We start from the raw sequence: 12872 nt of genomic DNA, 5'->3' as shown, positions 1-12872 counted from the left end.
TCCTAGCTTATTGGATTTGGAGGAGGAATTAGGATTGAGCTTGAGCAAGAATTAAAAGTCTGGGAAAAACCAAAGGCATCAGCTAAGTTGAGCTATTTAGGTTCATTTTCATTGCTGTTTGCGTAGTATCCCGTAGGGAAGCGCTGACCGCTAATAGCTGAATGCTTACGGTTAAACAATAGGAAAATTGATATTGACTGGTTTGTTTTATTTGCGATGTTTTGATTTTTAGCAGATATAAAAGTTACATTAACTATTGATTTATATGGCTGTGCTGGTTGAAATAGTATTAGCATCAAGGATGATTTCTTTTACTCAAAAAAAACACAGTTCAAAAAAATGTAATTTATCAATGCTATGGTAGGAAATAGGCAACAGGCAACAGTGGGAAAAGTATTTCTCTGTCTTACGGTTCATCATTAATTTATGTCAAACACCAACTCGTTCCTTGCTATATTTCAATAGACATCTCCAGAAAATAAACTTGCCCTTTATTTGCTATAAACTAGAGTTTAATAACTCAAAAAATCATTTTCCGTGTTTTTTTGCTAAAAACATCTTCCCTATTCCCTACTTTTACAAAAAGTCTATATCTTTTTCACGCCTATGTCTAATACATAGCGATGAGAAATCAGTTATCTACTTAACTCAAAACTATTACCTATTACCTGTCAACTTATAGATTTTTCAACGATCCTCACACTTTTTTGTCGTGCTATAAAAGTAAGCATTCAGCTATTAGCTGTCAGCTCTCAGCAATTAATAATGAATAATTATTTCTAAGGTTGGGCAAAGAGAGTTTGGCAATAATTTTTTATTATTTTTCAATTTATCGATTACTATGATCTTTCCCAAGATTAATAGCTGATAGCTAATAACTGACGGCTGTTTGCGTAGGATTCTGTAGAAAATGCTTACATAAAAGTAGACTTTTTACTAGCATTAGCATTGATTTTTCCCCAAAAAAATTATTGATAAATAGGAGTATTTTTTTATGACTAATACTGTTGCACCTGAAGCTTTAACTTTTGAATGTGAAACTGGTAATTATCATACTTTTTGTCCGATTAGTTGTGTATCTTGGCTTTATCAAAAAATTGAAGATAGTTTCTTCTTAGTAATTGGTACTAAGACTTGTGGTTATTTCTTACAAAATGCCATGGGAGTAATGATTTTTGCTGAACCTCGTTACGCCATGGCTGAGTTAGAAGAAGGCGATATTTCAGCTAAGTTAAATGATTATGATGAATTGAAACGTTTATGTTTACAAATTAAGCGTGATAGGAACCCCAGTGTGATAGTTTGGATTGGTACTTGTACCACTGAAATTATCAAAATGGATTTGGAAGGTTTGGCTCCTAAATTAGAGTCAGAAATTGGTATTCCAATTGTGGTTGCTCGTGCTAATGGTTTGGATTATGCCTTTACTCAAGGGGAAGATACTGTCTTAGCAGCTATGGCAGCTCGTTGTCCTAATCAAGCTCCTGAAGCGGAAAAAGAAGAACGAAGTGGCATACAAAAACTCTTAAGTTTTGGTAAGAAAAAAGAGGAGGTTGCTGCGGAAGAATCTGAGTATGTTGAGCATCCACCTTTAGTTTTATTTGGCTCTTTACCAGACCCAGTTGTAACTCAATTAACTTTGGAATTGAAGAAGCAAGGGATTAAAGTTTCTGGTTGGTTGCCTGCTAAACGTTACACAGAATTACCAGTAATTGAAGAGGGATATTATGTGGCAGGTTTAAATCCTTTCTTGAGTCGGACTGCTACTACTTTAATGCGTCGTCGGAAGTGTAAATTAATTGGTGCGCCATTCCCTATCGGACCGGATGGAAGTAGGGCTTGGATTGAGAAGATTTGTTCTGTTTTTGGCATTGAACCTCAAGGATTAGCAGAACGAGAAAAGCAAATTTGGGAAAATTTGGAAGACTATATTCAGTTAATTCGTGGTAAATCTGTCTTCTTTATGGGTGATAATTTGCTGGAGATTTCTTTGGCTCGTTTTTTGATTCGTTGTGGTATGACTTGTTCAGAAATTGGTATTCCTTATATGGATAAAAGATATCAAAAAGCTGAGTTGGAAATGTTGGAAAAAACTTGTAACGAAATGGGTACGCTTTTGCCTAAGATTATTGAGAAACCTGATAATTATAATCAGATTCAAAGGATTTATGAATTGAAGCCAGATTTGGTAATTACTGGTATGGCTCATGCTAATCCTTTGGAAGCGAGAGGAATTAATACTAAGTGGTCTGTTGAGTTTACTTTTGCTCAAATTCATGGGTTTACAAATGCTCGTGATATTTTGGAATTAGTAACTCGTCCGTTGCGTCGAAATCATGCTTTGAAGGATTTAGGTTGGGATAAGTTGGTTAAGGAAGAAGCTAAGGTTTAATCGACAGATTTTTCGGCAATAAAAATTCCTAAATTGTAGACTTTAGTTGTAGAAATAGTAGGGTAAGTTTGACTCGCTCTACTAATTTTTTCTGACAAGAGGGAGTCAGAGAAAATTCTGATTTCATTCACAAATTTTGTCACAGAAAAAATCCCGATAACTTTGGCAAAATTTACCGACTCCTCAGAAAAATATTTGCAGATAGTTTGATGAATTTACTAATTTTCTGAGACTGGCAACTCAGGAGATAATTTGGCAACTCCAGTAATTTTGATTGAGGGGAGAAATAGAAGATAATTCTGATTTCATTCACAAATTTTGTCACAGAAAAAATCCCGATAACTTTGGCAAAATTTACCGACTCCTCAGAAAAATATTTGCAGATAGTTTGATGAATTTACTAATTTTCTGAGACTGGCAACTCAGGAGATAATTTGGCAACTCCAGTAATTTTGATTGAGGGGAGAAATAGAAGATAATTCTCATTTCATCCACAAATTTTGTCAGAGAAATAATTCCGAAAACTTTGCCAAAATTTACCGACTCCTCAGAAAAATATTTGCAGATAGTTTGATGAATTTACTAATTTTCTGAGACTGGCAACTCAGGAGATAATTTTACAACTCCAGTAATTTTAGTTGAAGGAATAAATAGGAGGTAATTCTCATTTAATCCACAAATTTTGTCAGAGAAATAATTCCGATCCAGTAATTTTAGTTGAAGGAATAAATAGGAGGTAATTCTCATTTAATCCACAAATTTTGCCAGAGAAATAATTCCGAAAACTTTGCCAAAATTTACCGACTCCTCAGAAAAATATTTGCAGATAGTTTGATGAATTTACTAATTTTCTGAGACTGGCAACTCAGGAGATAATTTGGCAACTCCAGTAATTTTAGTTGAAGGAATAAATAGGAGGTAATTCTCATTTAATCCACAAATTTTGCCAGAGAAATAATTCCGAAAACTTTGCCAAAATTTACCGACTCCTCAGAAAAATATTTGCAGATAGTTTGATGAATTTACTAATTTTCTGAGACTGGCAACTCAGGAGATAATTTGGCAACTCCAGTAATTTTGATTGAGGGGAGAAATAGAAGATAATTCTCATTTCATCCACAAATTTTGTCAGAGAAATAATTCCGAAAACTTTGCCAAAATTTACCGACTCCTCAGAAAAATATTTGCGGATAGTTTGGTGAATTTACTAATTTTCTGAGACTGGGAACTCAGGAGATAATTTGGCAACTCAGGAGAAATTTGGCAACTCCAGTAATTTTGATTGAGGGGAGAAATAGAAGATAATTCTCATTTCATCCACAAATTTTGTCACAGATAATTTGGGCAAAATTTACTACATCATAAAAATAATTGCTGATAGTTTAGTGAATTTACTAATTTTCTGAGACTGGCAGCTAAGGAGATAATTTGGCAACTCCAGTAATTTTGGTTGAGGGAAGAAATAGGAAGTAATTCTCATTTTATCGAGAAATTTTGCCAGAAAAAAATGCCGATAATTTTGACAAAATTGATTACTTCCTTGGGTATAATATATCTCGGTAAATCTTTGAGTTATTAATTATTAAAAGGAAAAGTTATGGAAGGATTGAGAAGAATTGTTACAGGACATAATGCTGATGGTAAATCAATCATAATGATTGACGGACCCCCAGCAAAATCGATAGGCGAGGAAGTTGGAGGACTATTTGAAATATGGAACACTGATGGAAATCAAATAGATACTTTTGATGAAATTGATAGAGCTGATACTGATATACTTTTGTCTCCTTCAAAAGGAGGAAGCAAATTTAGGTATTTTGCGATAAATCCTATTCCAGAAGGAGTGCCAAAGGAAAAGCTTGAGGAGTTAGTAGCTGAAGGTTTTGCCAAAATAGGTGCATCTCAAGACAGAGTTGATACAACTCGACATCCTACAATGCATAAAACAAAAACAATAGATTATATTATTTTACTAAAAGGAGATGTGACTCTATTACTAGATGATGATGAAGTTCGGTTAAAACCATTTGATGTTGTTGTTCAACGAGGCACTAATCACGCATGGATAAATAATGGTAAAGAACCTGCACTCTTTATTGCAGTTCTCATTGATAGTGATTTAAAAGATTAACTTATTTAATAGTCTTTTTCTCTTGTCAAAATTTACCACTGACTGACAAAAATCCTCTGTGGAGGTTTTCTGAATTTACCGATTTTATTTGACTTAGATATGAGGTAATAATTTTCTATAGTCACTAATTCTTGCTGATGACTTAAGTCAGAGACAATTTTCATCTCATTCACAGATTTTAAACTAGAAAAAATATGGAAAAATGTCAAAGAAGAAATTGAAACTACTAGGGATGGATATTTGATTTTTGACGATACAGTAATGAATAAAAAACATTTCCATGCTAGATATTGTAGCGTTAGCGGAGCTTTGCGTCAGCAATCGCATAGATTAGCATATGCTACATATAGTGTATTTGCGTAAGTCCTGACAATCTATCAATTTTTTCTTACTTTAAGCGATCGCAAACTACCTTTAAATCAAAACTTGAGGCCAAGAGAATATAGATAACTTTTACTAATCTAAATAAGCTTTAAGATTGTTTGTGCAAATCAAAAAAATCCCTTTTTTTCTCAATTATTACAAAATATTTCACGAGCTTGCGTTGTTTCAGGGATTTGTATCATACTCTGAACATTAAGGTATGATGCTAATTTTATATCTAAAACAAAAATAACCTCCTTTCAACAAAGCTACAACCCAGTATTTACGTTAAAAATATCCTAGATATTGCGATTTGCAGCAAGCTAAAATAAGCTCAAAAAAACAAATTTTGCATAAGTAAAAGTACCTAAGTAATTATAGACATTGACAAAACGCCACAAATAGTATCAAAATTTGCTCTATCCAAAATATAATTATTCCCATCTCAGTTTCCTATTTCTGATTTTCTCAAAGCTAAAACCTAGATGATTGATGAAACTGAATAATTCCTAACTTTAACAGAGATAAAAGCTTTTACTTCTCTAGCCTTAAGTCTACCTTTTAATAAATCATAAATTTCTACTCCTAAATATTATGGTTGCTGTGCTTGTAGCTCTATGTATGGCTGGATTGACGGGAAAAGCTGCTCATCTTCAATTACAGAAATAATATAATCAGTACTTGAGAAAAAAATTCTTTTTAATTGTTTCAATATTTTCCAGAGGATAACTTGTTTGAAATTCTTTGGTTTGAAAAATCCTGAAAAATTCAGGTTGAGTTTCATCTCTTGAACTAGAAAGTCTGAAAGTTATCAGAGGTATTTTGTACTCTAAATCAAAATTTATGGCTACTTTAGCGAAAAATCCAGTAACTATAAACTCATGCCATCTGCGTTTTGAATTATTCAGCGCTCCAGTAGTTAATTGGGCTATTTTAGTATTATGTTGTCTTTGATAATTTTCATAAGCAACTACTACCGTATTCACCATCCACTCTAATACTTGAACTACTGAAATATCTAGTTATAGTCTTTGTTTAATTTCTAAATACAAACTTTGATAAATCTCTGTACTATTAATTTGGATTTTATTTTTACCTTGTCTGTTAACTGTCAAAAACCAAGAATCATTCATTACACAAATTAATTTACTATAGTGATCTGCACAAATTTGAAATGATGAATATATTTTTGTAATTTTAGATTTTGGGTAATGCTTTTTTTGATTTGCTAGTACTCACAACTATCTTGACAGACCACTAGATCATAATTACTCAAAAGATGAGATATATAACTTTTCCAAGCTCTTAGTTGTCTGATAGCTTTTTCAGACAGATATCTCCTGATTTTGGATTCTTGAATTTTTTCCGACTCAGCATAATCAAATACTGTAGATTAATCTTAATTACTGAAAAGATTAGATACAGTAGTCTGCAACTTTCCAGAAGTACAAAATTATGGACAATTAGGTAACATATCCAGAAGAAAACAGAGAAAAGAGAATATATTTTAATGTAAAGTAAAAATGTATCTCACCTCCTCACCAAAACTGCTGTATACAACTCAAGCTCTTAGTTGCCTCATAGCTTTTCCAGAAAGATATCTAAATATAACAATCAGGAATGATTTATGAGATATTTAAGAACAATTAAGATCGATCAAATAAGATCGGTCAAAATCCTTTTATATTCTGACTTCTGAGGACTGACTCCTAATTACCACTAAAATCTTACAAGTGAAATATGATTGCTATAAATTATTTGATTTTTTCCCCTCAACCACGATCAAATACTGTAGATTATTAGTAGGCATCAAAATTTTACGGTCGAAGACTATGCTTAACACTTATTTGTAAAGACTTTCATCAACTATTGTACTTTTTTTATTTTCTCCTCGCCTTGTATTCCAACTGTTGAAAATCAGGAATTATTCATCACACTCTAGAGCGTAATTACTCAATCATACTAGACTGATAAATCTTCAAAATCTTGTTGCCGGATAGCTTTTTCAGACAGGTATCTCATCTCAAATTATTTAACTTTATTCCTCCTAAACATAATCAAATCTGCAAACTTTCTCCCTAAATACAAAGTTTCTTTTTCAAGAGAACCATAATTTATATTTATATGAATCCAAATTCCTATCTATAAAACTCACAATCTAAGTAACTTAATAAGTGTGAATTTTCACCTAACTCCTATATCCCTAAGCAAGAGTAGAAAACATACTGTTTGAAATCTTACGGTAAACTATTTAAATAAAGGATAACTATGTGTTGAAAAATCTATAGGACTCAAACAAACTATGACATCTTATGCTACTGCCACTGCCAGAGCCGAAATGAGTGAAATTAGGCGTCTAAAAGGCTTACTACCACCAGAATTACAAAGTTGGGTCATGGTAGAAAAGTCCATTGAAGTTAATCCTCCACTCATTCGCAGCGAAGAAATAGGCAAAGACCAAATAGAAATATCCATCGACCTAACACTTTGGGAGCAATTAGCATTAGACCAACGTAACCTGTTATTCTGGCATGAAGTGGCCAGAATTCAAAACGATACAATTCCCAGGGATGGTTGGGAAATGGCTGCCCTTGCTATTGGTTTAGGGGGTGCTGTGGGTGAGCTATGGGTACAGGATGGTCTACTTTTAGTTCTAGCTTTAGCTTTGTGTGGTGTATCTGGGTATAGACTCTATCAGAAGAATAATGGAGAACGTAATCTCAAAGAGGCAATAGAAGCAGACGATAAGGCGATCGCCTTAGCAACTCGTTTTGGTTACTCTCTTCCCAATGCTTATAAAAGTCTGGGCAGCGCTCTGAAAACTTTAATTGAACAAACTCCCAAAAAACGACAAAGGGCAAAATATGAAGCACGGCTTCAAGCTCTCAAACGCGGTGCAGCTAAAGCGAAGGCCAGGGTTAAAGGAAGTCGTGAAACTTCACGCTCTGAAAATATCTATAACTAGACAGGAAGTCTTGGGTGGGTAGTAGTAAAATAGTCAAAACTAGACTCGCCCCTGAGTAAAAACCCACTCAAATTGCTCCTAGTTATTTTGGTGTTATGATGGCGATATAACTAGATTAACAGATTAACGGAAAAAGCAGTTTGGTTTCTGCTGATACCATCTGAATATTTTCTATTCTTGAAGGTAGTTGACAGAGATTAATATACTTAAGTTCATACATTAGTATTGAACAATTGCTAATCATTAATCTAGAGGGTGGTCAACCATTAAGGTGATTTCTATATGATCGTTTGAGCATAATTCTTAAACTGATTATGCCAAGAAAACCTCAGAAAAAACTCTTGTAGAAGCAAAACTATAATCATAAAAAATAGGAACCAAGATTTCATGGTCAGCCAAACCTCAGAAACAGATATTCAAGTCACTTTTAGGGATAAAACTCCTGTCATTCATTTGCCTCTTCGTTTTACTGTCTCAGAGGCAGAATTATTTAAATCAACTTGCCAAAAACTTTTCCAATCAGAAAATACTATAGGCAAAATTATTATTGATTTTAGTCACACTAATTTTATCGATAGTTGTGGAATTGGTTCTCTAGTAACAAATTTAAAAATAGCAAGGGAAAAAAATATAGAGTTTCTGTTATCTGGTGTTAATTCTCTAGTTATGGGGGTATTTTATTTAACTGGACTAGACAAAATTTTAATCATCGAACAATGCCCAGATTCAGAATTTAAAAGCAAAAGCAATAGTAAATTAGAAGAAAATCAACTTCCTGTTACTCATCCTTCTATCAAATCTTGGGTAAAACGTCTGATTGATATTGTCGGTGCTTTAGTAGGATTATTTATTACAGGTATTTTGTTTATTCCCATCGCTATTTTTATTAAGCTTGATAGTCCTGGTCCGATATTTTTTGGTCAAATACGATGTGGTTGGATGGGAAAAAATTTCCGAATGTGGAAATTTCGCTCTATGTGTGTAAATGCAGAACAACTTAAGAGTAAAATCAAAAATCAAGCTCAAGGTGCAATTTTTAAGAATGAAAATGATCCACGAATTACTAAAGTTGGTAGCTTTTTGAGGCGAAAGAGTTTGGATGAGTTACCTCAGTTTTGGAATGTACTGAAGGGAGATATGAGTTTAGTTGGAACTAGACCCCCAACTCCTGATGAAGTGGAACGTTATGAAGTACCTCAATGGCAGCGTTTAGATGTTAAACCTGGTATGACAGGAGAATGGCAAGTTAATGGTCGTTCTCAAGTGAAAAATTTTGAAGATATTATTAGGTTGGACTTAAAGTATCAACAAAATTGGAGTTTAATGTACGATATAAAGTTAATTATTAAGACTGTGGGAATCTTATTTGACAAAAGTGGTGGAGCTTATTAGAAGAATTAAAATACTATACTTTTTCCTGATCCTTCTTAACCTATAACTTTTTTCCACTAATATATATATTAGCTTTAAATCTCAATATGTTTAAATGATTATAGATTTAAGTTTTATCTGTATTACCCTTAAATATTCTGAAAATAGTTATAATGTTGAGTCATCTCTTGATAAATCTGATGATTCTAACTTTAATCATAAACTCAACTAGCCTCAAGTATATTTATCATTTTCTTTGTGGGTTTAATACCCCACCGTCTACACGGTGTTCAAAATTACTTGGGGGAGGGAATCCCCATGTAATTTTCCTCCTGTCTCCTGTCTCCTGTCTCTTGTCTCCTGTCTCCTTCTTCAATATCAATAAACAGAGAGAATTAACTATTAGTTAGATTAGATATTTTTGCTTTTATCGACAACAGGAGCTTAACACCTACTTATCCTAAATAAGTTTTGTTAAATACCTAAAGACGAGAAAATAAAGAAACTAAAAATCAAGTTTTTTGATTGAAACATATACAAACCTATCCCACTATTTTTAACAGCCTTATTTGTTTAAGTAAAATATGTTTGAAAAACTTAATTTTTAGTTTTTAACTCTCAAAATATTTAGAGTTTTTAGTGAAAATCTTATGACTGAGATAGGTTCACAGTCAACCTCTTTTGATATAGTTAATTATCAAATATAGTAGAAGGAAGAAGAAAGATTTTGATATAGTTAATTCCCAAATATAGTCAGAAGGAAGAAGGCTTTAGTTATCTAGGAGAGAAGAAAGAAAGAAAAATCTTGCGTTGTCTGAGTTTTAAGCTTTTAATATGTTCTCACCTTTCCTTCGACTGCTATAGCAATTCATCAGGCTTTTATCTTCCATTAGTTATACTCGAAATGTTAACTTAATTAGTTAAACTATGCGTATTCTTATTTATTCCTATAATTATTACCCAGAACCAATTGGTATTGCTCCCTTAATGACGGAACTGGCAGAAGGTTTTGTGAAACGTGGTCATCAAGTTCGTGTGGTGACTGGTATGCCAAATTATCCTGAACGTAAAATTTATGATGAATACAAAGGTAAGTTTTTTTTAACTGAGGAACTAAATGGTGTGACAGTCCAACGTAGTTATATCCATATTAAAGGTTCTAAACCAGGGGTTTTAGATCGATTATTGCTAGATGGTAGTTTTATTGTTTCTAGTCTTTGGCAAGCTTTTAATGGTTGGAAACCTGATGTGATTTTTGCAACGACTCCTCCTATACTAATTTCTTTACCAGTTAGTTTTTACGGATTATTTTCTAATTCTTCTGTGGTCTTAAATATTCAGGATATTGTTTCTGAAGCTGCTGTAAGAGTTGGGTTAGTTAAAAAAGATAGTTGGATAATACGTATAGCTCAAGCTGTAGAAAAATTAGCTTATCTAAAAGCTGCTAAAATTAGCGTTATTGCTGAAGATTTTGTCACTAACTTAGTTGAACAAGGGGTTTCTCAAGACCGACTTGTTTGTATTCCTAATTGGGTAGACCTGAATTTTATTAAACCTCTAAATAAAAATAATCAATTTAGAGAGGAACATAATCTTCAAGATAAATTTGTCGTTGTTTATTCTGGGAATATTGCTCTAACTCAAGGATTAGAAACTGTAGTTAAAGCTGCTGTTAGTCTCAAGGAAAAATCGGAAATTTGTTTCGTAATTTTGGGGGAAGAAAAAGCGCGTCAACAATTACAAGAGTGTTGTGATAAATATCAAGCAGATAATGTACTTTTGCTCCCTTTAGTACCACGAGAAAAATTACCAGAAATGTTATCTGCTGCTGATGTTGGGTTAGTAATACAGAAAAAGACTGTTACTGCTTTTAATTTACCTTCAAAAATTCCTGTTATTCTTGCTAGTGGTCGTCCAATAGTAGCTTCTGTTCCAGATACAGGTACGGCAATCAGAGTTGTTAATGAAAGTGGTGGTGGAATAGTAGTTACTCCAGAAGATTCTCAAGCTTTGGCACAAGCAATTGTAGAGTTATATGAAAATCCAGAAAAACTTCAGCAACTTGGTCAGCAAGGAAGAAAATATGCAGAAGAAAATTTTGGGTCTAAAAATGCTTTGAATAGTTATGAAGCTTTATTTTCTGAAATTTTAGAGTCGAGGGAGTAGGGAGTAGGGAGTAGGGAGTAGGGAGTAGGGGAAAATAATTGATGATTTATATTCGATAATTGATTTTACTTTTTATTATTGGATATATCTAATAGTTTTTTGTTTTAGTTATTAGGGAGTAGGGAATAGGGAATAGGGAAGATGGATCGAAGGATGGCAACAAGCAAAAAAAATATTTACTTCATCAGTTTTAAAGATGCTTTCCATACAAAAAAAGTTTTTGTTTATTCACATTCCTAAAACAGCAGGTAATTCAATTCAGAGTGTTCTAAAGCATTACTCTGAAGACGAAATTCTGTGCCTTAACCCTTTGCAAGATGGTGTAGAGAGATTTGAAGTAAGAAATAAAAATTTTCCTAACATACATAAACACTCGTCTTTACTTGACTACTATCAAGTTTTGTCACCTGATTTTTTTCATTCTCGTTATAAGTTTGCCGTTATAAGAAACCCTTGGGAAAGAATGATTTCTTTCTTTTTTTCGCCACATCGTCAAACTCAAAAGTGGAATAGAGATTAGTTTATTAGTAAGCATTCAGCTATTAGCGGTCAGCTATCAACTTTTTAATAGACATCTCCAGAAAAGAGGAAGTAGGGGTAGGGATTAAGGGGAAATAATTGATAACTGCTGTACGATAATTGATTTTATTTTTGATGATTGGAGATGTCTAATGAATAATAAAGCAAGCATTAATTTAATTTATACTACATTCTCAACCAGAGATTCGTACTCTAAAGCTTTGATAAAATTGCTTTTTTATCCTTTAAAGGTAATAAAGCTGATAGCTGATAGCTGACTGCTGAATGCTTACGTTTATTGATTTATTGCGAAAAGTCCCAACAATGTTTTACTATCTAAATACTCATGGTTTACAGTCAAGCAAGCCTGAAGTTAATTTTGTTATGGGTTTTGAATCTCTTGAGAACGACTTTAGAAAAGTATCCCAAATATTAGAATTAGAAAACTTTCAGCTCCCTGTCCGTAATAAATCAAATCGAGAAGATTATTGGAAATATTATGATTCTGAATTAGTTGATATGGTGGCACATAAGTATGCAGCAGAGATTGAGTATGCTGGGTATTCTTTGTTGTAAACCAACAAATAAATTTATTTGACTACTCTAGAAAATTTAGAAAAATTGAAATAGAACTAACTAATTTTTAGTAAACTCAAATTTATGATTTTAATACCTTGTAGCAGAACGCACTTGTGCTGAGGACAGAAGGTTTTTCTATTTTTATAGCACTATGTTAATTAGTTAGGATATTGGTAAATCCTGTTTGTGGAGCATTGACCTAGAAAAAACTCACTCATATCGTGTCCTTGCAGAGCGTGTAAACAAGAGCATTAATGTCTATAGGAAATTTAAGCCTTCTCTCATAGATAACTAAAGCCTTCTTTTTTTCCTACTTCTTCCTTCTTACTTCTTCCTTCTTCCTTTGCCATAAGTTCAGGATTTTTAAAAAGTTAACAGGTCTTTTT

The 12872-nt window shown here is 33.0% G+C and carries 10 protein-coding genes; 7 read left to right on the top strand and 3 right to left on the bottom strand.

Annotated elements, in window-relative coordinates:
* The first annotated feature begins 994 nt into the window (after nt 1-994).
* Nucleotides 995-2392 (top strand): ferredoxin:protochlorophyllide reductase (ATP-dependent) subunit N, encoded by a 1398-nt coding sequence (locus F6K06_RS21420; RefSeq protein WP_124144521.1) that lies wholly within the window; start codon nt 995-997, stop codon nt 2390-2392.
* Here the strand turns inward: F6K06_RS21420 and F6K06_RS21415 are convergent.
* Nucleotides 2389-2523 (bottom strand): hypothetical protein, encoded by a 135-nt coding sequence (locus tag F6K06_RS21415; RefSeq protein WP_275670338.1) that lies wholly within the window; start codon nt 2521-2523, stop codon nt 2389-2391. The genes F6K06_RS21420 and F6K06_RS21415 overlap by 4 nt on opposite strands.
* 1466 nt (nt 2524-3989) lie before the next feature.
* Between F6K06_RS21415 and F6K06_RS21410 the strand changes: the two genes are divergently transcribed.
* On the top strand, nt 3990-4523 hold the full coding sequence (locus tag F6K06_RS21410; protein WP_205127551.1) for a cupin domain-containing protein: 534 nt from the start codon (nt 3990-3992) through the stop codon (nt 4521-4523).
* A 1037-nt stretch (nt 4524-5560) separates the two neighbouring features.
* Here the strand turns inward: F6K06_RS21410 and F6K06_RS21405 are convergent.
* On the bottom strand, nt 5561-5875 hold the full coding sequence (locus F6K06_RS21405; protein WP_124147510.1) for a hypothetical protein: 315 nt from the start codon (nt 5873-5875) through the stop codon (nt 5561-5563).
* 1313 nt (nt 5876-7188) lie between these two features.
* On the opposite strand from F6K06_RS21405, the gene F6K06_RS21400 reads away from it, so the two are divergent.
* Nucleotides 7189-7851 (top strand): DUF3318 domain-containing protein, encoded by a 663-nt coding sequence (locus tag F6K06_RS21400; protein WP_124147509.1) that lies wholly within the window; start codon nt 7189-7191, stop codon nt 7849-7851.
* Nucleotides 7852-8238: 387 nt separating this feature from the next.
* Nucleotides 8239-9243 (top strand): sugar transferase, encoded by a 1005-nt coding sequence (locus F6K06_RS21395; RefSeq protein ID WP_124147508.1) that lies wholly within the window; start codon nt 8239-8241, stop codon nt 9241-9243.
* Between the two features lie 226 nt (nt 9244-9469).
* On the opposite strand, the gene F6K06_RS21390 is transcribed toward F6K06_RS21395, so the two are convergent.
* Entirely contained in the window at nt 9470-9598 is a 129-nt protein-coding gene (locus F6K06_RS21390; RefSeq protein WP_287243759.1) for a hypothetical protein, read from the bottom strand.
* Nucleotides 9599-10149: 551 nt separating this feature from the next.
* On the opposite strand from F6K06_RS21390, the gene F6K06_RS21385 reads away from it, so the two are divergent.
* The 3 genes from F6K06_RS21385 (at nt 10150) to F6K06_RS21375 (ending at nt 12483) form a co-directional block, all read left to right on the top strand.
* On the top strand, nt 10150-11388 hold the full coding sequence (locus F6K06_RS21385) for a glycosyltransferase family 4 protein (protein ID WP_124147301.1): 1239 nt from the start codon (nt 10150-10152) through the stop codon (nt 11386-11388).
* A 196-nt stretch (nt 11389-11584) separates the two neighbouring features.
* A complete protein-coding gene (locus F6K06_RS21380) occupies nt 11585-11908 on the top strand; it encodes a sulfotransferase family 2 domain-containing protein (protein ID WP_124147302.1) in 324 nt (107 codons plus the stop codon).
* A 323-nt stretch (nt 11909-12231) separates the two neighbouring features.
* Nucleotides 12232-12483 (top strand): hypothetical protein, encoded by a 252-nt coding sequence (locus tag F6K06_RS21375; protein ID WP_124147303.1) that lies wholly within the window; start codon nt 12232-12234, stop codon nt 12481-12483.
* The last annotated feature ends 389 nt before the right edge of the window (nt 12484-12872 follow it).

The organism is Okeania sp. SIO1H4 (genome assembly GCF_010672695.1).
Taxonomy (GTDB): domain Bacteria; phylum Cyanobacteriota; class Cyanobacteriia; order Cyanobacteriales; family Microcoleaceae; genus Okeania; species Okeania hirsuta.
Note: the sequence above shows the minus strand (reverse complement) of the source record. Positions and strands in the feature narration are given on the sequence as shown.

Bases quoted from the DNA above. Each gene is read 5' to 3' on its own strand.
- F6K06_RS21375 (WP_124147303.1), top strand. From the start codon at position 12,232: ATGTTTTACTATCTAAATACTCATGGTTTACAGTCAAGCAAGCCTGAA.
- F6K06_RS21385 (WP_124147301.1), top strand. From the start codon at position 10,150: ATGCGTATTCTTATTTATTCCTATAATTATTACCCAGAACCAATTGGT.
- F6K06_RS21410 (WP_205127551.1), top strand. From the start codon at position 3,990: ATGGAAGGATTGAGAAGAATTGTTACAGGACATAATGCTGATGGTAAA.
- F6K06_RS21395 (WP_124147508.1), top strand. From the start codon at position 8,239: ATGGTCAGCCAAACCTCAGAAACAGATATTCAAGTCACTTTTAGGGAT.
- F6K06_RS21420 (WP_124144521.1), top strand. From the start codon at position 995: ATGACTAATACTGTTGCACCTGAAGCTTTAACTTTTGAATGTGAAACT.
- F6K06_RS21405 (WP_124147510.1), bottom strand. From the start codon at position 5,875: ATGGTGAATACGGTAGTAGTTGCTTATGAAAATTATCAAAGACAACAT.
- F6K06_RS21400 (WP_124147509.1), top strand. From the start codon at position 7,189: ATGACATCTTATGCTACTGCCACTGCCAGAGCCGAAATGAGTGAAATT.
- F6K06_RS21380 (WP_124147302.1), top strand. From the start codon at position 11,585: ATGCTTTCCATACAAAAAAAGTTTTTGTTTATTCACATTCCTAAAACA.